The organism is Arthrobacter sp. B0427-1-12, from assembly GCF_059092905.1.
In genome coordinates this window covers 40,483-59,868 of record NZ_JBNHIC010000002.1, presented here as the reverse complement: position 1 = coordinate 59,868, position 19,386 = coordinate 40,483, and the positions used below count along the sequence as shown (strand labels likewise).

Genomic DNA, 19,386 nt, shown 5'->3' with positions numbered 1-19,386 from the left:
GCCCTATTTGTACAGCCGTTCCGACCGCGTTCCGAAGGAGCACCGCTTGTCCCGTTCAACCGTCCGTGCCGCTCTGGCCGCCACTGCGGTTCTGCTCTCCGGGGCCGCACTGCCCGCCAGCGCCGCACTACCTGTCAACATGCAGGCCTCGTGCGAACCGGCTTGGGCCTGCCGGGGCCCAGCGTAGAGCCGCAGTCGCCTGCCGCGGACCCGGTTCGGGCGAACGTCTTCCAGTCTTAGCCGTACCGCCGGCCTTCCCGAGCCGATGGCCGCCTTGGCCGACTTCTGACCCATTCATCCCGCCGGGGCGTTCCGCACGAGCGCGGGGGCGCCTCGGTCCACAACCGGAGGACCTTCCCGTGAGCATTGCCGTCACCGCCCCCGATCCATCCTGTACCGTCATGTCCATGGATGTACCAAGTACAGAAGCTGTACAGGACAAGATCCGCGAGCTGGGCCTGGAAATGTCACAGCGACTGGAGGAGTTCCGGCACCCGAACCCGGCGGACCGTCGCCCCGCCAGCGATGCGGGTTCAACAAAGATGCTTCGGGATTTCCTCGATCAGGAGCTCATTCCGGCCCAGGTGGAGAACGCGCGGATCAATCAGGGTGCCACCATGCCCATGATCGCTCAGGAACTGGGTTGGTCCGTGGCGACGGTGCAGAACAAATTCGGTGGCAATCGCGAAGGCGATACGCCCATGGTCGCCCACAAAAAGCGCAAGCTGCAGACCCGGAAGCGTGTCGCGAAACTGCGCGCCGGGCTTCCGAAACGAGAACCCGAGCCGGGCTGGAGCATCAACCAGCTGTCGCAGGTGCCGGGCTGGCCGACGAACAGGGCGACCATCGCGGCGATGGCCGAGGACGGCCGACTGGAGGCGCGTCCCTTTGAACGTGACGGACAGCCGGTACTGCGGGCCGGGAAGCCGGTCATGCGGTACTTCCCGAAGTTGGATGAGAACGGTATGCCGATCCGTCCGCCGGCCAAGGAGCGTTCACGCCGCAAGGCCGGTTAGTCGTCGACAGGGAGGGAGTGTGGGCCCGAGGATGATCTTTGCGGAAATTCACGTATATGGTGACGGGCCCCTCCACTATGGCGAGGCCCGTCTCCGTGCAGGTCCAGTGTCTCAACCGTCGTAGCCCTCATCCAGGAGTGCCTTGGCGGCGGCTGCGGTCTCCGGGAAACGGTCTTCCCGGATGGCGTTGAGGGGCGATTCGTAGCCCAACCGGGGGTTGACCGTCATGATCCAGGCCTGGGCGGTCCGCCGGCCCTGGCTGCCCTCAATCTCGTGAAGCATGTCGTAGGCGAACCGGAGGCGCTGCTGCGCCGGTTGGGTCGGCTGCAGCCGGCCGTTGGCCCATTTGCGGACCTGTCCGGGGTCCTTGACGCCGGCGAGGCTGGCAACGAGCCTAGCGGTAATGGAATCGCAGAGTTCGCGGACGACGTCGGAAATGTCCATGTAGACGGAGCCTGCCCTGTGGCGGGGTCCGCCCGGCGCCATCGTCATACGCTCCCCTTTCGGCCATCCCAGCCTACCGCTCAGGCCCCGGTCATGCTCGTGTTTTGCCCGGTTCATGCCTGCCTTGTGCCTGTGTTCTGCCCCTTGAGGGTACAGGCCGCCTGCCCCAGGAGCAATCTCCCAGCTCCTCCTTTTTTGTGCCCGAAAAGGGGTACCAAAGGTGAAACAGATAGGCTACGCTTGTACAAGACTCAAGTACTGTACATAGCGTGCACCCACTGAAAGGCACCACCTTGATTTCCAGCCCTAACCGAGGCGCCCTGGCCCTCCTGGCTGCCGGAATCCTGCTGACCGCACCCGCCGCGGCCGCAGTCGCCGTTGAGGCACCGGCCGAAGTTGCGGTATTCGTCTCCGATCTGACCCTGCGGGCTGTCGTCGATCCGACTGCCGTCGTGTACAGCACACCCACCGGCGCCGACATGCGTGTACTGCACGACTTCCGGATCGCCGATGACGCGGATGGGAAGTTCTACGCCAGCAAGCCTTTCGGTCCCGCTGGGGATCAGTGGGTGGCCATTCATACACCCGTCGAACCCGGTGTCGCCTATGTGGACGCCGACGCCGTGAGCTTCCTGCCCTTTGCTGGCACTGCCCCGAACGAGGACTTCTTCGGCAACCTGCCCGAACCGATGGCCGCACTGACCTCCACTGCGCCCAAGGCCGGCTACCCGACCGCCGTCGAAGAGCTGACCGGTGTTGTGAACGTCAATATCGGCGTCACCGTGTCCGCCACACCCGGCGGGGACCGAATCCCAGGCCATCCGCTGCCCGAGGGCGAGCAGACCACTGCCGCCTCCGCCCCGTTCGAATACCGGGGACAGGAATGGATCGCCATCAAGGTTACTGAAGGGCACACCGAGACCGGTGTCGGCTACGTCCAGGCGTTCTTCGTCCAGGAGATCGAGCCGGCCACCGCCGCCAAGGTCACCGATCCGGCGCTCACACCCGACGCAGCCGCGGGTTACCCTGCCACGGTTGCCGAGCTGACCGAGACCGCCGAGGTCAACATGATGAGCCAGGTCTATCCGGTTCCGGACAACACGACAGAGCCCCTGGATTATGACGTCCCGATGTATGGGGATCCGTACAAGGCCAGCCTGCCGTTCATGATCAACCATGTCCCCTGGGTCGCCATTGCCCTGCCCGAAGACAGCGGGGCAATTGTCGGCTACGTCATCTCGACCACCACCAGCCTGGGGAACATTCAGCCGGTGGATTTGACGGCCCCGACCGCCACGGCGGATCCCACAGCTCCGGAGGCCAGCCCCCCAGTTACAGCCGGGTCATCCGCGCCGGCGGCACCGTCCGAGCCGCATTCCGAAAAGACCGACGAACCTGCAGCGGCATCCGCCAGCGACGGCTCGAACTGGTTGATGGACGCCCTGGGCAATATCGGCCAGACCCTGCCGAGCGCCATCCTCCCCGCCCTCATCATGGCCTACACGCTGCGGCTGGCGAAGCCGCCGGCGGCCGAATAACCCACCCGAAAGGACCCGCAACACCATGAGCACCAGCCGCCGCAAACTGATGCGCAACGCCCTTTATACCGGCAAGGGCATCAGCGCCTTCATCTTCTTCATCATCATCCCGCTCGGCTTCATCGGCGATACCCCATCGCGGGTCGGCGACCCGTCCGAGGAGGCCTGGTACTCCCGGGCTGGCCAGTGGCTCTCCGCCATCTTCCACGTCTTCCTTTCGTGGTGGCTGATCCTGGCCCACGGTCCGTTCGGTTTTCTGTCCCTGGCCCTGACCATGCTGATCGTCGCCCGCCGGGTTTCCGCAATGAAGGGTGTGCCCTACCTGCTCCGCGACTTCCGTGCCGACATCTCCGAAACGTTGATGAATCAGACGCTGCGCAAGGCAGCCCTGTGGGGCACCGGCGTGACCCTGGCCGTGGGCGTCCTCGGTCAGTTCCCCTGGGGCGGCGGATTCAGCATGCCCGCGTTCACCACGTACATCTGGATTGCACTGCTGACCTTCACCTGGGTCACCTGGCTGACCGTGGCCGTGAAGGCCTCCGGACTGAACACCTCCGCAGCCTTCGAGGCCGAGCGGGTCCGCGCCGGCTCCATCGACCTGCTGGTCAAGGCGTTCTCCGCCCCGCTGGCGGACTGGGAGCACTGCGATGTGTCCCGTGAGGGGCTGGATTTGGTAGTGCTCAAGCCGCCGGCGGCAGCCGTCTTCAACTACCCGAAGGCGGACGAAAAATTGGCCATGATCGCCCCGGAATGGGAGTTCTCCGCAGAATCCGATCACACCCGCCTCGTGCTGACGCAGGCCTCCGAGGCGACCGTCCAGCGCCGCCAGATGGCCGCACAGACCGGTGGTCTCATCGCCGGCGTCCAGCCCGCCGCCCCGGTGGGTGCAGCCGTACCGGCCGCAGCACCTGCCGCGTTCACCATTACCGCCGACGACCTCGCCTAAGAAAGGAGCCCCTCCCTTGCTGTCCACCCTGTTCAAGAAGACCCGCACCGCCGGCTTCAGCCGCTCCGACCACAGGTCTGCCCTGGAGTTTGCCGACCTGCACGAGGCCGGCGACCGCGACGAGGCGAACCTGCTGCTGGCCCGCAAGGGCTGGACCCAGGAGCACGTCGACGCCATCCTGGATCATTTCCACCCGGAACCTGGCACCCGAATCTACACGGACGCCGAGATTGCCATTGCCCGCTCCGCCCTGGCCCTGCATGAAGCCGATGAAAAGGGTTCGGAGAAGCTGCTGCGCAAGGCCGGCCTGACGGCCGCCGATGTGCCGCCGGCCATCGACCAGTACTACGCTTCCCTGGGCCTGGACGATGAGGATGACGCCGAGCCCCACGAGGCCGAGCCTGCTGCGGTGGTGCCCGCCGCACAGATTCAGGTGGTGGCGCTGCCAGCCGGCTACACGGACACCTCCCAGTCGCACGCCAAGCTGCACGCTGCCATCACCCGTCAGGCCGGGGAAGGTTGGCAGATCCAGGAGATCCGGGACGGTGCCGCGGTCATCGTCACCGGAGCGGTGGACCCGCGCCCCTCCACCCTGGTCTGGGAATTGTCCGCCGACGTCTCTCCGTCCAAGGCCGCTGAGTGTGCGGCGCAGGCCGCCGCCCAAGGGATGACCCTGGTGGAGTGGGCACCGTATGAGCACAAGGCGATTGTGGCCAACGTGCTGCCCTCCACGGTGGCGCTGCGGGACAGGCTCGCCGCCATGCTGAAGACCGCCCCGTGGGAGCTGGAACTGGCCGTCGAATACGGGCAGACCGAGCCGGGCGTAACTGCTCTGCGCAAGGTGACGGTGCTGCGCGGACCCCTGGTCGGGGTGGCCGCCGCCAAGCGGCTGGAGACCTGGCGTGAAATGCTCGCCGTCCTTCCCGGCGGCACTCCGGGCTGGAAGGTCACTGAGGATGCGGTCTCCGGACAGGCGCAGCTCGAGTACGGCACGCTGCGGATGCTCTCGGAAATGGTGCCGATGGAGGATCTGCTGCCGGACAACCTGCGCGCCGACCAGTGGGCGACCTTGCCCCTGGGGCGCAACCCGGAAAATCAGGTCGCGGCCATCGACCTGAAACTCGGGCCGCATTCAATCCTGGTGGGGCCCACCGGTTCGGGCAAGACGATCGCGCTGCTGCAGCTGGCTGTCTCGGCACTCACCCGGGGGCATGAGGTCATCCTGGTCGATGCCATCAAGGAGGGTGCCGACTTCGCGCAGATCAAACCGTGGTGCTCCGCATGGGGTGAGACGGTCAAGGATGCTGCCGACATTATCGTGACCGCCTACAACGAGGGAGTCCGCAGGAAGAAAATCCTCAAGGCACACGGCGTCGCCTTCTGGGCAGACCTGCCCTCCGACGTCCGGAAGCGGGAAAACATTAACCCCACCCTTGTGATGGTTGACGAGTTCGCGTCCCTGCTGCTGGCCGACTCCATCCCGAAGACTCTGGACAAGGAACACCCGGCGGTCAAGGAGGCTACCCGGACAAACGAGCACAAGGCGATCATTTCCCTGTACACCGGAAAGATTGCCCGCGAGCTGCGCTGGGTCGGAATTTACCTGGCCATTGCCATGCAGCGCCCGGACGCTAACCTCCTGGGCAGCGGTGAGTTCCGTTCCAATCTGACCTCTGCAATTCAGCTGGCCAAGCCCGGCAAACTGCCCTCACGTGACGCCCTCGGGATGCTGTTCTCCGGGGACGAGTTGATCTCGGCCCAAGAGACGCTGGCGGAACTGGACAACGGCCGCTCGCCCGGACTGGGAGTCATGGGCTCCGACGGCGGCGAGGTGGATGGATTCCGGGTCGGTTTCGCCCCAAAAACGGACATTCCCGGATTTCTGGAGGACCGGAACGTCCCGAGGCCGAAGCAATGGGCCGTCGAAGCCGCCATCAAGGACGAAGACACCAATGACCTGCCGATGGGCTGGGGAGGTTCGGCCAGGAAGCCGGAGGTGCCGGCCGTGGTGGACCTGGGTGAGATGGAACTGGACTGGAACGATCTGGACACCGACGAGGAAGACACTCCGGCAGAACCCGAGGAGGAGCTGGACTGGAACGACTCGTCCGCGGCTGAGGACACCCCGGCAGCAACTCCTGTGCCGGAAACGGACGAGGAGGAATCCGCTGCGGCACCGGTTGCCGCTGACGACGACCCGTTCGCCGCGGATCCGGTCACCAAGCCGCTGCCCGTCGTGAAGACGCCCGTCTTCGCGGGCGACGAGGACATTTTCGGCACAGAGACGCCGAAGGTTTCCCGGACCTTCCTGAATAAGGAGGCTGACGATGACGACCCGTTCAGCTTCTGAGACGACTAAGCCGGAGTCCGGCACCACCACTCACAGCACAACAGGAGGAACCATGGATTCACCGGCCACCCCGGCTATGCCCCGTTCGCGGCCGCGGCCGGTAGGGCACATCCGGCACGTACAGACCCCGGCCCCGCAGCAGGCAGCCGAACCGCAGCCCTCAGCGTCGCGCAACCCGCGCCGCCCCGCCACCGTGAACACCGCCGGCCTGCTGACCCTGGCCCCGTACAACCCGTACATCCTGCCGGCTGACCGCACCCCGGCCGGCTGGGCGCTCTGGGCAGTGAAGGCTGCCAGCCTGAGTGTCGGCGCCACCCTGCTGTGGGACCGCAAAGAGCACCTGGAGACCAGCCGCGGCGGATTCATGGCCGCCCCGGCACAGTGGGCCTCGGCGCTGGTGCTGGCCGTTACCGGTATCGTCCTGGCAGCCGTCATCGGCGTGCCGTGGGGGCTGATCCCGCTGGCCGCCGCAGCAGCAGTGGCGGTGCGCCGGATCCTGGCAACCGCAGGAGTGGAACTGACCGTGGGTATGGCCTGCCACCGTCTCGGCGGCAAGCTGACCCTGGCCGGCATCGGACTGCTGGCCTGGCTGGGTTCCTCCTGGCTCGCTGGAACCATCGACAACGCTGCCCGGGACTTCTCCGGGCATGATGCCGTGGAGTTCATGGGCGCCGGGGAGTCTGTGACCCGTGAAGCCTCGGCTTTGGCGGAGACTGTCACCTCTGCCGGCACCGGCGTGGCAACTGTCGCGGGCATCATCGCTGTTACCTGGTGGGCACTGGCCTGCCTGCCGAACATACGCAAGAACAACCGAAAGACCACCACTGAAGGGATTAGCCATGTGTAGGGAGAAGAACACCCCAGCGTACCGCCGCTGCCTGAAACACCATCCCGTCGCCCGCGTGGTTGACCGGGCCGTCACGAAGGCCACCGAGAAGTTCGCTGCCGTGGTTTCCGTCCTGGGAGACCGCCACCGCGCCCTGGCCGAGGCCAAGGACAAGGAGTCTGCTGACGGTGTTCTGTCCTTCTGGCGGCGGATGATGCGGGAGGCGGCCAAGGCGATGGACACGGTCCGGCAGCATCTGGTGGAGAGCCGTGCCAAGCTGGCGCAGGTCCGTGCGGAGCGCATGGCCGAGCGGCTGGCCAAGATCGAGGATGAGGAACGCCGGGTCCGGGCCGAGGAGGCCGTTCAGGAGACCACCGCGGCCATCGAGGAGCATATCGCTGCGGTGGATGCCCACCAGGACGCCGTGGAAATGGAGATCCGGACCCGGCCTATGGAGGGCTTCTACACTCCGAAGCATCTGGCGGAGATCGAGTTCTTCGAGGCCCAGTCGGAGCTGGCGGAGGCGGAGGAGAAGCTGAAGGCAGCCTGGGACAAGCTCAGGCCCGGAGACCACAAGCCGAACGCCAATGGCGCCTGGTCCAGGCGGATGAAGGCTTACCGGGCGGTCGAGAAGGATCACGGCTTCGCGGTCCGGCATGAGGAGCGGCTGCGGAAGCTCTACGAGCAGATGCCCGACCATGACCAGGCCGTCCGGGACCTGGAGGCCGCCGAGGCGCGGCTGACAGCGACGGAGAAGCGGCTCAAGAGCGCGAAGGCAGCGCAGGACGGTCTGCTGAACACGGGACGGCCGAAGAAGAAAGAGGACGTCGCACTGGCGGCCTAGAACATACGACTAGGGGCCCACCTCGGAAAACGGGGTGGGCCCCTAGTTCTTGGCGGTCACCTTGATGCCAGGCTGTGCGGCGCAGCCGTCCAGGGCGACGTTGTATTTGGTCACCGACGGGTGCGTGGCGTACAGGGTCAGGCAGTTGGACGGTTCGTTCACGCTCAGTGCCAGCTTGGTTCCATCCGACGGAGTGAAATCCGCCAGGGAGGCCAGAGCGCCGGCCTGGGTGAAACGGCCGCCGGTGAAGCCGACATCCATCAGGATCTCGGACTGGGCCAGCTTCAAATCGTTCGTCATGTTGTGCACGTAGGCGTCCTCAGTCAGTTCGGTGAACTGCTCCTGGGCGAAGACCGCGCCGCTGGCCAGGGCGCCGATCAGGATGGTCAGTGACGTTGCGGTGGCTGCTGCGGAGGGCATTTCGAATCCTTTGCGGTGAGTGCGGCTGTTCTGGTTTCCATGACGTCCTCTTTCGTTGGTTGTCAAGATAATTTTGACAGTAATCGAAATCTTCCGTAGAGTCAAGTACATAACTTGCATCTTGTACACCTATCCGCTATGACGCCCGACCCGAAAGGCACATCACCCTTGAGAAACGTCCACCTGCCGGCGGCTGTCGCTCTGCTCGGCACCATCCTGCTGCTGACAAACGGCGTCGTGGAGGATCCCGTTCAGGCAACCGCACCACCGGCTGCAACCGCCCAGGCCATGCCAACTCCTCCGGCACCCACCAGTGGGCTCCCGCTGCCGGCGGCCGATTATCTGAGCATCGTCCGGGCACCCCTGATCGACGGGCGTGCGGCCAGCACCGGACAGACTGCCGTCGCCAACGCCGAAGGAACTGCCGTCTATGACGCCCCGGGCGGCACACCCTTGGCCGTACTGCCGGTCACCGAGACCGTGCCGGTGGTTGGCGGCGGAGCCGGTTGGGTCCGTGTCATGCTCCCCTCAAGGGTGGGACTGGCCAGCCAGGGTGGACCGGTCAACGGCGGCACCGCCTGGGTTCTGGAATCGGCCGTCACCCTGACAGACTCCGGCCCCCGGATCTTCATCAACAAGACCACCGGACGCGTCCAAGTGACCTCCGGCAGCACCGTGCTCGCCGACGTGCCGGCCCGGATCGGTACCGAGGTGCCCTCCGGCCCGAGCTTCGTCGCCTCCGGAACCCCGGTCGCCAATGCCACCTGCGGGGAAGGGCTGCCAACGATGCTTGTCGCCCAGGCCGAGACCACGGATGCGACACCGAGACAGAACGTTGCCCCCATCTCGATCCTCGGCCCGTCCCCCGACTGCGGCTATCCGCAGGACTCTTGGGCGGAGGCGGATAGGTTCGGCATCATCCTGACCCCGGGGGATGCTGACAAGATCGCCGAACTCACCGGACCGGGCACCTTCGTCGACGTCCTGGGCAGCGGCGACGATCCCTGGAGGTCATACGCATGAAAGACACCGAGAAACACCCCGCTGACGAACTACGGGCCCTGATCGATGAGGCCGCCGCCGTCGAAGGAACATCCGCCTTGACCGCCGCCAATCGCATCCGCACCCTGGCCGATGCCGCCGTGGCGGAGAACGTCAGCCGAGCCCTGGCCTCCGGAGCAACGTGGCAATACGTAGCCGATGAGCTGGGCTTCGAATCCCGGCAGGCCGCACAGGCCCGCTACGGGCACCTCGTCGGACCCGTGGAGCTGCCCGGACTGACCTTGGCCGCGGCCGCCCGGAGCGTGGGCCGGCATCCCGACACCGTCGCTGCGAACCCCGGCAAATATGGCTTCCGGGTCGAGCTTGTCGGCACCAAGAAGCGCTATTTTCCGCCTAGTGAAATCTAAAGAATCTAAACGCGTATAAAACCCCCGCCCAGATCCACACCACGCCCACCCGAACCGGTTCAAACCAGTCCGAACCGACACGAAGGACCGCCTCGCATGACCTCCATCCACGTCCCTGAGCGTCCCGGCACCATCACCGTTCTGCTGCCCGGCCGACGACTGCTGCACGATCTCACCCGTATCGCACACGCCGCTGGCTTCACCTGTACACCGCGCTTTGGCGGCTGGTACGGCTTCTGGCGCCAGGACGCCGGGCATCACGAATTCGGCATCCTGCTGGACCTGATCGACCGGGCCGGCCTGCCGCGGGAACTCGTCCAGATCAACGCCTGTGACGCCGCCTAGTTATCTTGTCCCCGGTGGGGGACATAATGGCCGATACAGTGCGGCTTCCGCACTGAGACGAAGGGATTACGGCCATTTACACCTGTTCTTACGGCGGCGACGCATGTGGCCCGCAGGCCAAGCTGATCAACGGCGTCTGCGGGATGCACAACGCGCGGATGAAAAGGTACAGCTCTTACGAGCTCATCTGCTCGGTGGGGGGAGAGGGCTGCGGACCGCAGACGAAGCTCTGGGGCGGCAAATGCCGGGAGCACCACTTCTACGCCGACGTTGCCCCCTGTATCGAGCCGGACTGCGACATCAAACCCACCGCCGAGGCGAATAAATTCGTGGGCGGCAGATGCCCCAAGCATTACCAGCAGTTCAAGGCCGCGAAGAAGCGGGCCGAAATACCCTCGACCTGCTCCGTAGGGGTCGACTGCGGACCGCAGAACAAACTGTATGACGGCCTCTGTCGAAAGCACTGGCAGCTGAGGGAGGCCACCGGATCATTCGACTCGCCCGTGTGTGCTGAACCCGGTTGCGAGGTCACGCCTGAGACGGACCCCAGCGGACAGTTCAAGGCCGGCAGGTGCAACATGCATTACCTTCGCCATAAGCGCGCTGGTGAACGAGCCGCCGAGCTTGGACCGCGGGAATGTCCGGAGTGTGGGAATGACATGTCGACTGCCCGGCGCAATGCGAAGTATTGCAGTACCAAATGCACGCATGCAGCCAGTACCGCCAGGAACATCGAAGTCATCCGAATGCGTAAGCGCATTTCTCAAGCCATGCGCAAGGCCCAGAAGCTGAACAATCCGGGATTCGAGCCGTTTACCGTCGATGACTGGGTTGAGTTGGTCGAGCGCCTGGAGTACCGGTGCACCTACTGCGGCGGGGAGACTGATCCTGATGATATGCACATGGAACACATCATTCCCCTTCGTGAGGGCGGCCCCCACGCCCTCTATAACGTCACGCCTGCTTGCTCGGGGTGCAACGGAAGCAAGCTAAACCGCTTGCTGCTCTTCGAGTGGGCTCCAGTTCTCCTCGGCGGCAAGCCGCGCTGGGACAAGACCGCCCCACGAGGCAGGAAGGGAAATCCGTGGGTGCCTACAAATTGGCGGGATGAGAATGGGCCGCTGCCGGCGGTCCTGCAGAGGGCTGCGGAACATCCTGAGCTTCTGCGGGCCATCCAAGTCACTGAGGAATTCTTCCGGCTGCCGGATTCAGAGATGACTGGCTGAGGCCTAATGGCGGTCAGTGACCGGACGTCCATTCCGCGGCCAGCTCAACTAGGTGGTTGGGCGCTCCGTCGGCTTCTAGCCACTCCTTGGCGCTGACCGGTTTCCCGTTCAAAACGAGGTCAGGCTGGGGTGTCAGGAAGAATCCGGCCACAGTCTGCGGGTGGAGGCCCTCAGGAAGGACCTGAAGCACTTGCTCCAGCAGCGGGATCGGTTGGCCGCCCGCAGTGAACTGCCAGGTGGGGAACGCCGGCTTTCCATTGACCGGATAGGAATACAGTTTGCGGGCGGCCTGATACTGCCGGATGGTCGAGAGCGGCAGCTGCAGGTTTTGCGCCGCAGCCTCTGCTGGGAGGGATTCCGAGTCCATCCGCTTCCGTGCCGCAGCATTCTCAGCCAGGATCCGATCCAGCTGCCTTGGCGCGGCGGCCGGGATGCCCGAATGCTCTGCCCAGAAGCGGCGTTCCCGGGGCGACAGGTCCTCGCAATCGCTGCCTCCCGGTCCGGTGGCAGGGTGATCCCTCATGGGGCAAGGATACGACTTCAGTTCGGTCAAGGTCCTGGGAACACTGGCACGAAAGACGGAAGAGGTTGGCGCAATCCGACGGCTGATCCGGGCAGCCAGGGCAACAGCAACAACGGCAACGGAAAGGCCCAGGGCCACCAGAAGTAGCCCCGGGCCTTCAGCCGGACAGGGTGCCGGTTAGCCTTCGCAGTCGCGGCAGTAGGCCACGCCGTCCTTCTCGCGCGCCTTCTGGGAGCGGTGGTTCACCAGGAAGCAGGATCCGCAGGTGAACTCGTCGGCCTGGACCGGAATCACCTGGACGTGCAGCTCCTCGCCGGACAGATCCGCGCCCGGAAGATCGATGCCTTCGGCGGTGTCGTTCTCGTCCACGTCGATGACGGCGGTCGAGGTGGCGCTGCGCTGGGCGCGCAATCCTTCAAGGGAGTCGGCGGGCTCGTCCTCGACGGTGGTCCGGGGTGCATCGTAATCGGTTGCCATATGCGGCTCATTGCCTCCAGTGCGGTGGGAATATCTGAGCAAGCATTAGACACCATCGCGGGCAAATGTGCCACCGGCTGTGGCACATTCCGTCTGGCAGAGAAAGGCCTAGTCGAAGGCATGTCTAATCGGTCACCTGACCGTTCCGGCACTGAATGTGTGTGACGAATCCACCATCGGGGCTGAATACGAGTGTCGCGTATTCATTGAACCCCCGACCCTTGCTGATCAGGACTTCGTGCGCGACGCCTCCATCAGGCCCTAGCTGTGCGGTGGAATGCGCTGATTCATCGGGGCGCGTGCTGGAGATCGGCGTGGTCCGGCTGCTGGATACTCGTTGGTGAGGTCCTGGAACCGCAGGACCAGCTTTTCCCGGAATTCAATCGTGCCCAGCGCAAGATTCCGGCTTAGCTGTTGGTTACGCCACCCGGACAGCATCTGTGTGAACACATGATGACCTTGGGACAGCCGGAGTGAAGCCCACCTCGGCATCGTGGTCGACGGCGACGGGACATGTCGGCCCTGCGTGCTAGACATTAGGCATGGAACGCCGCTACCAAGTCTTTGTAAGCTCCACCTTCCGCGACCTAATCGAGGAGCGCCGCGAGGTGATACAGGCGCTCCTGGAGATGGACTGCCTGCCAGCTGGCATGGAAATTTTTCCAGCGGCCAGCGAAGACCAGTGGTCGCTAATCCGCAGAGTCATCGATCAAAGTGACTTTTATGTGGTTATTGTCGGTGGACGGTACGGCAGCACCACCGCCGAAGGCATTAGCTACACGGAGATGGAGTACGACTACGCCGTGGAAACGGGGAAACCGGTCCTTGGCTTCGTTCATGCTGACCCAGGCAGCATTCCCGCCAATAAGAGCGAGCTAGACTCAGCCGCACGAGATCGATTGGAGGCTTTCCGGGCCAAGGTGCAGACGCTCCACGTGAAGATGTACCAGAATGCCGAAGACCTGGGGTCGAAGGTCTCACGTGCGCTGAATATCGCCATGAAGAACACTGCGGCCGAAGGGTGGGTGCGCGGCCGCTTCGCTATGACGCCGGAGACACAGGCTGAAATCGCTGAGCTTCGGGCACAGGTCAGCGAGTTGAAGTTGAATAACCAACTCACGACTGCAAGCTCTAAGAAGGAAACCATTCCCGAAGACCTCGCGTCCGGCAATGACAAGTATCAGATGTATTGCAACTTCTACTATTACACCGAGGATACGGTCGCTAAAGGTGTCTATAGCCACTCTCCACGGACCAGACAGCAACGTGTACTTACCGTAACTTGGAACGAAATCTTCTACGATGTTGGAGCAGCGCTTATAAACGAGGCCAGCGAACATGACCTAGATGAAATTCTCGATCGTTTTGCTTTGAGTACCATCTTCAACCACGAGGATGAGAAGCTCCCTGATGACTTTGGCCAAGTGCAGAGCGCTTCAGTATTCAAAGAATCTTTTGACGATGTAATTGTCCAACTCTTCGCGCTAGGCCTCATTGCCCACGGCGTCAAGAAGCGTTCCACTACCGACCGCAACAAATACTGGTCTCTAACCTCTCTCGGGCAAGATACGCTCATGAAGCTGCGGGCAATTAAGAAGGGCGAGGACGTTAGTCGCTGACTTTTTCTCCCTGCTCTTTCTCTTACCTGAGTTGCACAGGTTTAGTGCCCCGGTGCGTTGATGGGCGGTAGCCGGTCGAGGATGGTGCGGGCGTCGGGGCCGATGTTCGGGGCTGCGGTGATGGTCTGTCTGCCGATTCTGATGGTCACGGTGCGCAGCGGGCGCAGGGTCCGCACGAGCTTTTTGATCGTGACGCCGGTGCTGTCCTGGAGGTGGCGGGCGATGGCGAGGGCGGCGAACACCACGGTCAGGTGCGCCTCGATGGCCTCGCGCTGGCGGTGGAATACCGGCCGTGCCCTGAGGTCGCTTTTGGTCATGCGGAAGGATTGTTCGACCTGCCAGAGGTCGTGGTAGGCGCTGATCACCTCCGCTCCGGGCATCCTGGCCTTCTCGAGGTTGGTGACGTAGCCCTTCAGGCCGGCGAGCTGTCTGGCCCGGTCGATGGTGGCCTGGTCGAGTTCCTTGGCCGCGCCGGTGACCTTCAGGAACCTGGCCTTCTTCAGCGGGGCCTTGCCGTCGACGATGCGCTCGGCCTTGTCGATCATCAGGTGCCTTTCACATCGCCACTGCGTCCTTGCAACTGATCGGAAGTTCGTTGCGCGCCTTGACCCGAGTATGTCGCAAAGCCGAGCGGAATCTGGATTCGGACGCCTGGGCTCAATGAGCCGGATTAGTACCAGAACGAATACGCACGGTTACCAGTAACCTCTGTGATGTTCGCATTGGATGCGAATCCGTGAGTGGCAGGACGCCCCCTCCTCCATTGAGCGCCAGTCGTTCAGGCGGACCAGACGGCGGCGTCATGGCGGGCCAGCTCAAGGACCTGAACGGCTGTTCGCCCCTGCTTGAGCCATTCGATCGCCGACTTCCCGTCCAACTCCACGACGGGGGTTACGAGCCAGAGGGCGATCACCCAGTCCGAATCGGTTCCGGCCCGTAAAGCAGTCAGTGCGTCCTGAAGGCCAGCGACAAGACTGCCGTCAGGCGTAAACTGCCAGGTCGGGTACAGCCGGATCCCGTCGGAAGTCGTGACAGAGAGCAACGCTCCGTCCTGGCTTTGCCGGTCGAGGGCATCCCGGGTGACGCCCAGCCAGGCGTTCAGCGCAGCCGTGTCGTAAAACGGACCGGTCCGCTCCGCCAAATCGTTCAGCTCCGGCAGCAGGGCACTCATGAAGGCAAGGATACGGGTATAGCAGTTTTTATGTTCCTGCCCCGGTGCCGCCGGTCTTGATCCTGGGGCACACTGGAGACAGGGCGGAGGAGGCCGGCATGTGTGATGATCGATCGGCACCGGAGGAACGTTGCCCGCATCGGCAGCGCCGCAAAGAGCAGGAGTCCCGGCGGCGTGTTCAGATCCAGGCCGCCCGCCTGCGGCTCGTCACGGACCGCAAGCTGGGGAAGGTCTCCCCGGGCTGGGTCAAAGAACTTGCCGCCGAAGTCACCTACCCCAGAGAGTCCGACTATGTGCGACAACCAGACAGCACGCCCTGAAGGCAGCTCCGAGGTCCGGGACGGCGTCCCGCTGGAAGTCGCAATAGCGGCGGCCCGGCTGCAGATCGTGCTCGACCGCCGAGACCACGTTCCGTCCCCCGCCTGGGTCCAGGAGCTGGCCAACAGGACGCCCTGGCCGGATGATCCCCGTGAACAGTGAGGAGCGACAGGACGCTGATCTGTCCGAGGCGGAGCGCCGCCGGGAGATCGAGGCGGGGTTGGCCTTCCTCAGGGAGCATGACGCCGAGCTGTTGAAGCGTCTGGAGGACGCATGATCGACAACGCCCTGGAGTTCATGCGGGCCCGGCTGGGATCAACGCTGACCGCAGCCTTGGCCGGACGGGACGCCGCACCGGATGATCCGCGGCTGGAGATGGCTTGCCGGGTGTGGCAGATCCTGGAGGAGGCTGACGGCGCGCATATGGCGCGGATGTGATTCATCGGCGGGAATCCCAGGTTCTCTGAGAACACACCTGTTACCGCTATTCGGGAGGGAATGCCCGGCGTCCTGGCGGCCGCACGGGCGCAGGCAGAAGGCCAGCCTGACGTCTAATCAGGCGAAGACGCCCTGCTCGTACGCGTCCAGCGCGTCGAACAGCGGGTCCGGGCCTTCGAGCTGCAGGACATCGGCTGGCCGGGCACATGCCAGATGCGGATCGCTACCGCGGAGCCACAAAGCGGCCTGAGCCGGGGTCATGACCTCCAGCAGCCGGTCGGTCAGCTCATCGGCCCGTTTCCCCGCAGCGGTCACCAGCACAAGCAGTGCCTCCGCTCAGCCGTCATGCGACCAGTGTAGGGGAGCCGGCCGATACACTGCCCGCATGAATGAGCTAACGGACGGCTCTCCGGTCGGCTCTTATTGCGTCCGGACTGAAAGCGGGAGCGCGCACCTTCTCGAGTTCTGTGCAGATGGCCGGCGGTACACCCAGCGGCTGCGGACGATGTACCCCATGACCGAACGCTTCACGACCGTTCCCATCAGCGTCCTACGCCGCGACGGCGACCGCATCCCGCTGATACACATCCACCGACTCCATGTCGGGGAACGAGGCGCCTTTGTGGTCGACCTTCGGGGCGACGGTGTCCTCACCTACCGGGAAACGACGCCCATTGTCAGCGTTACCAGGTTGGTGGGTAATCCACCGGAATCCTAAACATACGCCAGACTCCTGCTCACCGGTCATCGGCCTCAATAGTCGATAGCCTGTCCGTATGACGAAGAAGCGGAAGCGGAACAGGGCCCAGTCCCTCAGGGCCTTTCTGCAGGCCGCCGGCTTCGATCTGCTCAGCGACAAGGAGTGCTGGGGGCTACAAAAAGCGAGCACTCATGCACTGCCGCGCCCGGTCCGAGCGGAACTGGCCGACCTATACCGCAGGCTCGGCGGCGTCAGAGGAGATGAGGACTTCACCAGCGGGCGATGGGACTTGGCCACCCGAGGCGGGCTCCACATCGAACTCGATGAGGACCTCCACTTCAACCGTTACCGCGCCGCATCCCTCGAAGTCCCCTGGGCTACTGCAACTCCCTGGACGGATAGCTACGCCCGGTACAGCAGCGATTGGGAGCATCTATGCCTGAAGGCCGGTTCATACGGCGGGAAGTGGGCGAACCCACCCAGCGATCGCATGTTCGGCGGGTCGGATCCTCCCGGAACCCTCGGTCCCCTGGGGCCGTCAAGATGGAAACAGCGCGCACTTTACGATGCGGTCAAAGACGCCTATGTGCACTACACGCCGGACCTCGCCATGGCCCGCCTATCCATCTACGACACAATCGGCGGAGTCGTTGCCGACCCCGCCCTGTACGCCGGTAATGGATTGGACCCAAGAGCACTACGCAAGTTCGTACTGGCCCGTACGGTGCATGCCTCATGAACGACTACGGTCAGCGATACCTAACATTCATCTGCTGACTACCGGCCCGGCCCGATGATCTGTTCGCCAGATGGGGCGTCCGGCCGATACCGGGCCGCCGGCAGGGGGTGAGAGTCATTACCGGAGTGTCGGCTGTGGGTGAATCCGGTACTGCGGAGTGTCGCAGTAAGCCGACGAGCTGGCCATCATACGATGACGCAGTGAAACCAATCTTCTCCGTCCTTGCCCTCTGTCTTGGCGTCACCGCCCTGACCGGCTGCTCGTCAGCTAAAAACGAGGCTCCCTGCAACGATTTTGCAGCCGCCTACAATGCCGCCGACCTGCGCGACAAAATGAATATCCGCGTGCCCAGTGGCGAGGAGTACCTGCCTTCACTGCTGAAGGTGGGTGAGGCTGCCAGGGCCGGTGCGGAGACGGCTTCCGGGGACGTCAAATCTAACCTGGGCTCATACGCTTCCTATGTCGATATGTACGACAAGACGCAGACCGAGTCTGGTTTGCCGTACAGCTTCCTGGACGTGCGAGTCTCGCTTGACGACACCAGGGATGATTTGGTCGAGTCCTGTGAAGCGTCGGGGTACCCGGTCGAACTGGAGCCGGACTACCGGTGAAATAGCTGGCAGGTGGTCTGCCCAAAGTTCAGCCTATGCAGGAGTGCCAGGCATGGGAGTCGACCCCAGACATCCTTGCGGATACGAGAACCAAAATCTCGAGTGTCTGCCAATTGCGCTGTCCGCCCATGCAATGAGGTTTCGCCCTATCCTTGCATGGGCGGTTAGCGCAGATAAAAGCCCCTCCGACTTGCAAGGGGATCAAGTGAAATCGAAGGGCACCGCGGACCAGTATGTCACCGTAGGTCGTAGGGGTCGATCCACTGTGACTCCTCTCGCGCAATTCTCTGCACCTCACCTGCGGGCAGCCAGGCCTCGTGATGATGCAAATTAGTGTCGACCCAGTGGAAGAGCACATGCGCGCGGGTCCAGGCGGTGGCCTTACCGTCGATGACCGTCATGGTGTCGTCTGTGCCCACAAGTCGGGCCCGTACGTAGGGTTCACGGCGGTAAGGGGCGTGGGTCGCGGGCTCTACATCAAAGTCCGGATGCCACTTTTCATGAAGCCCCGACAGCCCACGTACTGCCGCGGTTAAATCAAGCTTGCTGTTCATCGCTACTCGCCGCCTTGTCACCATTATCCGGTCAGGATCCTCTCTCCTGGCCTCGAGACAGCCTGCCACCTGCCGGTGACAGCGGAGGCGACGCTACACGGCGGCCTGTGCCTCGGGCACCGGTTCGAGCAGCTCCGGACCGTTGTTGCGCACCGAGTTCACCCGGGCACTGACCGTCACCGGCACCAGCGTGGGCTCGGGGATGGCGTCCAGCATGGCCGCGACGTCATCCTGGGCGGTGGTCTTCGGATCCAGCCAGTCCGGCTGAAGGTCCTCGGGCACGATGACCGGGGTCCGGTCATGGATGTGGCCGAGAGCATCCGTGGCCGGCCGGGTCAGGATGGTGCAGGTGGCCAGCCACTTGGCCGGGTGATCCTCGGGCAGGGCCGGGTCCGGCCAGTATTCATACAGCCCCGCGAAGCCAAGCAGGGAGCCGTCGCCCTTGGGGCGCAGATAAGTGGGCACTTTGCCGTCAGCGGTTTTCATCCATTCGTAGTAGTCTTCCGCCGGCACGAGCGCCCGGCGCTTGACCGCCGCCGACCGGAAGGTAGGCTTCTGCAGCACCGTCTCGCTGCGGGCGTTGATCATACGGGAACCAACCTTGGCGTCCTTGGCCCAGGAGGGCACCAGCCCCCAGCGGACCGTCTCCAGGACCCTGGTCAGCTCCCCGGTCTCCGGATCCAGCCGCTCGATAACCAGGCGCACCTTCTGGGTCGGGGCCACATTCCAGGACGGCCGCAGGTCCGTGCCCGCCGCCTCGTCCGCGTTGAAGGCGGAGACCAGGTCTCCGGTGGCCTTCGACATCACATAGCGTCCGCACATGGGACCGATTCTGCAACATCGGAAGGTGCCGGACCAGCCGTTGCCGCCTC

25 protein-coding genes and 1 pseudogene are annotated in these 19,386 nt (G+C 64.0%); 17 read left to right on the top strand and 9 right to left on the bottom strand.

All coding sequences use genetic code 11. The features are described from left to right. Positions 1-359: 359 nt before the first annotated feature. Complete coding sequence (locus tag AC5RWU_RS02485) at positions 360-1,016, top strand: hypothetical protein (RefSeq protein WP_494028114.1); 657 nt, start codon at positions 360-362, stop codon at positions 1,014-1,016. 111 nt (positions 1,017-1,127) lie between these two features. On the opposite strand, the gene AC5RWU_RS02480 is transcribed toward AC5RWU_RS02485, so the two are convergent. Next, positions 1,128-1,508, bottom strand: a complete 381-nt coding sequence (locus tag AC5RWU_RS02480; RefSeq protein WP_494028115.1) for a hypothetical protein — start codon at positions 1,506-1,508, stop codon at positions 1,128-1,130. 245 nt (positions 1,509-1,753) lie between these two features. Here AC5RWU_RS02480 and AC5RWU_RS02475 point away from each other — a divergent pair, with 245 nt between their 5' ends. Genes AC5RWU_RS02475 through AC5RWU_RS02455 form a run of 5 tightly spaced genes read left to right on the top strand, consistent with a single transcriptional unit; the run spans position 1,754 to position 7,964 of the window. Beyond that, the gene (locus tag AC5RWU_RS02475; RefSeq protein WP_494028116.1) at positions 1,754-2,998 is read left to right on the top strand and encodes a hypothetical protein; all 1,245 of its coding nucleotides are present in this window, start codon (positions 1,754-1,756) and stop codon (positions 2,996-2,998) included. A gap of 25 nt (positions 2,999-3,023) precedes the next feature. Next, positions 3,024-3,944 (top strand): hypothetical protein, encoded by a 921-nt coding sequence (locus AC5RWU_RS02470; RefSeq protein ID WP_494028117.1) that lies wholly within the window; start codon positions 3,024-3,026, stop codon positions 3,942-3,944. 16 nt (positions 3,945-3,960) lie between these two features. Further along, on the top strand, positions 3,961-6,294 hold the full coding sequence (locus AC5RWU_RS02465) for a type IV secretory system conjugative DNA transfer family protein (protein ID WP_494028118.1): 2,334 nt from the start codon (positions 3,961-3,963) through the stop codon (positions 6,292-6,294). Positions 6,295-6,346: 52 nt separating this feature from the next. Further along, positions 6,347-7,141, top strand: coding sequence for a hypothetical protein (locus AC5RWU_RS02460; protein ID WP_494028119.1), 795 nt, complete (start codon positions 6,347-6,349; stop codon positions 7,139-7,141). Then, positions 7,134-7,964 (top strand): hypothetical protein, encoded by an 831-nt coding sequence (locus AC5RWU_RS02455; protein WP_494028120.1) that lies wholly within the window; start codon positions 7,134-7,136, stop codon positions 7,962-7,964. The genes AC5RWU_RS02460 and AC5RWU_RS02455 overlap by 8 nt, the downstream gene beginning before the upstream one ends. Before the next feature lie 42 nt (positions 7,965-8,006). Here the strand turns inward: AC5RWU_RS02455 and AC5RWU_RS02450 are convergent, their stop codons facing one another. Continuing rightward, positions 8,007-8,384, bottom strand: coding sequence for a hypothetical protein (locus AC5RWU_RS02450; RefSeq protein ID WP_494028121.1), 378 nt, complete (start codon positions 8,382-8,384; stop codon positions 8,007-8,009). 168 nt (positions 8,385-8,552) lie between these two features. Between AC5RWU_RS02450 and AC5RWU_RS02445 the strand changes: the two genes are divergently transcribed. From AC5RWU_RS02445 to AC5RWU_RS02430, 4 genes are all read left to right on the top strand, one after another. Then, complete coding sequence (locus tag AC5RWU_RS02445) at positions 8,553-9,407, top strand: hypothetical protein (RefSeq protein ID WP_494028122.1); 855 nt, start codon at positions 8,553-8,555, stop codon at positions 9,405-9,407. Continuing rightward, positions 9,404-9,793 carry a hypothetical protein gene (locus AC5RWU_RS02440; protein ID WP_494028123.1) on the top strand — a complete coding sequence of 130 codons (390 nt, stop codon included), beginning with the start codon at positions 9,404-9,406 and terminating at the stop codon, positions 9,791-9,793. Before AC5RWU_RS02445 ends, AC5RWU_RS02440 begins: the two co-directional genes overlap by 4 nt. A 96-nt stretch (positions 9,794-9,889) precedes the next feature. Further along, positions 9,890-10,138, top strand: a complete 249-nt coding sequence (locus AC5RWU_RS02435) for a hypothetical protein (RefSeq protein WP_494028124.1) — start codon at positions 9,890-9,892, stop codon at positions 10,136-10,138. A gap of 143 nt (positions 10,139-10,281) precedes the next feature. Then, the gene (locus tag AC5RWU_RS02430; RefSeq protein ID WP_494036889.1) at positions 10,282-11,364 is read left to right on the top strand and encodes an HNH endonuclease; all 1,083 of its coding nucleotides are present in this window, start codon (positions 10,282-10,284) and stop codon (positions 11,362-11,364) included. A 13-nt stretch (positions 11,365-11,377) separates the two neighbouring features. On the opposite strand, the gene AC5RWU_RS02425 is transcribed toward AC5RWU_RS02430, so the two are convergent. Next, a complete protein-coding gene (locus AC5RWU_RS02425; RefSeq protein ID WP_494028126.1) occupies positions 11,378-11,887 on the bottom strand; it encodes a hypothetical protein in 510 nt (169 codons plus the stop codon). A 177-nt stretch (positions 11,888-12,064) separates the two neighbouring features. Then, positions 12,065-12,364: a DUF4193 domain-containing protein gene (locus AC5RWU_RS02420; RefSeq protein WP_494028127.1), complete on the bottom strand. Its 300-nt coding sequence runs from the start codon at positions 12,362-12,364 to the stop codon at positions 12,065-12,067. Between the two features lie 542 nt (positions 12,365-12,906). Between AC5RWU_RS02420 and AC5RWU_RS02415 the strand changes: the two genes are divergently transcribed. After that, on the top strand, positions 12,907-13,983 hold the full coding sequence (locus tag AC5RWU_RS02415; protein WP_494028128.1) for a DUF4062 domain-containing protein: 1,077 nt from the start codon (positions 12,907-12,909) through the stop codon (positions 13,981-13,983). A gap of 41 nt (positions 13,984-14,024) precedes the next feature. On the opposite strand, the pseudogene AC5RWU_RS02410 reads toward AC5RWU_RS02415, so the two are convergent. Beyond that, positions 14,025-14,597, bottom strand: a pseudogene (locus tag AC5RWU_RS02410) (IS1634 family transposase); the annotation flags it as partial. Positions 14,598-14,761: 164 nt separating this feature from the next. Beyond that, positions 14,762-15,154 (bottom strand): hypothetical protein, encoded by a 393-nt coding sequence (locus AC5RWU_RS02405; protein ID WP_494031613.1) that lies wholly within the window; start codon positions 15,152-15,154, stop codon positions 14,762-14,764. A gap of 291 nt (positions 15,155-15,445) precedes the next feature. On the opposite strand from AC5RWU_RS02405, the gene AC5RWU_RS02400 reads away from it, so the two are divergent. From AC5RWU_RS02400 to AC5RWU_RS02390, 3 genes are read left to right on the top strand one after another with little or no spacing between them, the layout of a single operon-like run. After that, the gene (locus tag AC5RWU_RS02400; protein ID WP_494031614.1) at positions 15,446-15,634 is read left to right on the top strand and encodes a hypothetical protein; all 189 of its coding nucleotides are present in this window, start codon (positions 15,446-15,448) and stop codon (positions 15,632-15,634) included. Continuing rightward, positions 15,624-15,749 (top strand): hypothetical protein, encoded by a 126-nt coding sequence (locus AC5RWU_RS02395; protein WP_494031615.1) that lies wholly within the window; start codon positions 15,624-15,626, stop codon positions 15,747-15,749. Before AC5RWU_RS02400 ends, AC5RWU_RS02395 begins: the two co-directional genes overlap by 11 nt. Beyond that, entirely contained in the window at positions 15,746-15,910 is a 165-nt protein-coding gene (locus AC5RWU_RS02390) for a hypothetical protein (RefSeq protein ID WP_494002691.1), read from the top strand. The genes AC5RWU_RS02395 and AC5RWU_RS02390 overlap by 4 nt, the downstream gene beginning before the upstream one ends. Positions 15,911-16,027: 117 nt before the next feature. Here the strand turns inward: AC5RWU_RS02390 and AC5RWU_RS02385 are convergent, their stop codons facing one another. After that, complete coding sequence (locus tag AC5RWU_RS02385) at positions 16,028-16,231, bottom strand: hypothetical protein (RefSeq protein WP_494002690.1); 204 nt, start codon at positions 16,229-16,231, stop codon at positions 16,028-16,030. Between the two features lie 193 nt (positions 16,232-16,424). Here AC5RWU_RS02385 and AC5RWU_RS02380 point away from each other — a divergent pair, with 193 nt between their 5' ends. The 3 genes from AC5RWU_RS02380 to AC5RWU_RS02370 all read left to right on the top strand — a co-directional run bounded on the left by AC5RWU_RS02380 (position 16,425) and on the right by AC5RWU_RS02370 (position 17,960). Further along, positions 16,425-16,628 (top strand): hypothetical protein, encoded by a 204-nt coding sequence (locus tag AC5RWU_RS02380; RefSeq protein WP_494036888.1) that lies wholly within the window; start codon positions 16,425-16,427, stop codon positions 16,626-16,628. A gap of 58 nt (positions 16,629-16,686) precedes the next feature. Further along, on the top strand, positions 16,687-17,349 hold the full coding sequence (locus AC5RWU_RS02375) for a DUF7255 family protein (RefSeq protein WP_494031617.1): 663 nt from the start codon (positions 16,687-16,689) through the stop codon (positions 17,347-17,349). 200 nt (positions 17,350-17,549) lie between these two features. Then, entirely contained in the window at positions 17,550-17,960 is a 411-nt protein-coding gene (locus AC5RWU_RS02370; RefSeq protein WP_494031618.1) for a hypothetical protein, read from the top strand. Positions 17,961-18,196: 236 nt separating this feature from the next. On the opposite strand, the gene AC5RWU_RS02365 is transcribed toward AC5RWU_RS02370, so the two are convergent. Together AC5RWU_RS02365 and AC5RWU_RS02360 are read right to left on the bottom strand one after the other, a co-directional pair. After that, positions 18,197-18,514, bottom strand: coding sequence for a hypothetical protein (locus AC5RWU_RS02365; protein WP_494031619.1), 318 nt, complete (start codon positions 18,512-18,514; stop codon positions 18,197-18,199). A 93-nt stretch (positions 18,515-18,607) separates the two neighbouring features. Then, entirely contained in the window at positions 18,608-19,336 is a 729-nt protein-coding gene (locus AC5RWU_RS02360; protein ID WP_494031620.1) for an SOS response-associated peptidase, read from the bottom strand. Positions 19,337-19,386 lie beyond the last annotated feature (50 nt).

Excerpts from the sequence above, each read along its gene's own strand:
- AC5RWU_RS02480 (WP_494028115.1), bottom strand. The coding sequence starts at position 1,508 with ATGACGATGGCGCCGGGCGGACCCCGCCACAGGGCAGGCTCCGTCTAC.
- AC5RWU_RS02470 (WP_494028117.1), top strand. The coding sequence starts at position 3,024 with ATGAGCACCAGCCGCCGCAAACTGATGCGCAACGCCCTTTATACCGGC.
- AC5RWU_RS02460 (WP_494028119.1), top strand. The coding sequence starts at position 6,347 with ATGGATTCACCGGCCACCCCGGCTATGCCCCGTTCGCGGCCGCGGCCG.
- AC5RWU_RS02455 (WP_494028120.1), top strand. The coding sequence starts at position 7,134 with ATGTGTAGGGAGAAGAACACCCCAGCGTACCGCCGCTGCCTGAAACAC.
- AC5RWU_RS02450 (WP_494028121.1), bottom strand. The coding sequence starts at position 8,384 with ATGCCCTCCGCAGCAGCCACCGCAACGTCACTGACCATCCTGATCGGC.
- AC5RWU_RS02440 (WP_494028123.1), top strand. The coding sequence starts at position 9,404 with ATGAAAGACACCGAGAAACACCCCGCTGACGAACTACGGGCCCTGATC.
- AC5RWU_RS02435 (WP_494028124.1), top strand. The coding sequence starts at position 9,890 with ATGACCTCCATCCACGTCCCTGAGCGTCCCGGCACCATCACCGTTCTG.
- AC5RWU_RS02430 (WP_494036889.1), top strand. The coding sequence starts at position 10,282 with ATGCACAACGCGCGGATGAAAAGGTACAGCTCTTACGAGCTCATCTGC.
- AC5RWU_RS02425 (WP_494028126.1), bottom strand. The coding sequence starts at position 11,887 with ATGAGGGATCACCCTGCCACCGGACCGGGAGGCAGCGATTGCGAGGAC.
- AC5RWU_RS02420 (WP_494028127.1), bottom strand. The coding sequence starts at position 12,364 with ATGGCAACCGATTACGATGCACCCCGGACCACCGTCGAGGACGAGCCC.
- AC5RWU_RS02415 (WP_494028128.1), top strand. The coding sequence starts at position 12,907 with ATGGAACGCCGCTACCAAGTCTTTGTAAGCTCCACCTTCCGCGACCTA.
- AC5RWU_RS02405 (WP_494031613.1), bottom strand. The coding sequence starts at position 15,154 with ATGAGTGCCCTGCTGCCGGAGCTGAACGATTTGGCGGAGCGGACCGGT.
- AC5RWU_RS02400 (WP_494031614.1), top strand. The coding sequence starts at position 15,446 with ATGTGCGACAACCAGACAGCACGCCCTGAAGGCAGCTCCGAGGTCCGG.
- AC5RWU_RS02390 (WP_494002691.1), top strand. The coding sequence starts at position 15,746 with ATGATCGACAACGCCCTGGAGTTCATGCGGGCCCGGCTGGGATCAACG.
- AC5RWU_RS02380 (WP_494036888.1), top strand. The coding sequence starts at position 16,425 with ATGACCGAACGCTTCACGACCGTTCCCATCAGCGTCCTACGCCGCGAC.
- AC5RWU_RS02375 (WP_494031617.1), top strand. The coding sequence starts at position 16,687 with ATGACGAAGAAGCGGAAGCGGAACAGGGCCCAGTCCCTCAGGGCCTTT.
- AC5RWU_RS02365 (WP_494031619.1), bottom strand. The coding sequence starts at position 18,514 with ATGAACAGCAAGCTTGATTTAACCGCGGCAGTACGTGGGCTGTCGGGG.
- AC5RWU_RS02360 (WP_494031620.1), bottom strand. The coding sequence starts at position 19,336 with ATGTGCGGACGCTATGTGATGTCGAAGGCCACCGGAGACCTGGTCTCC.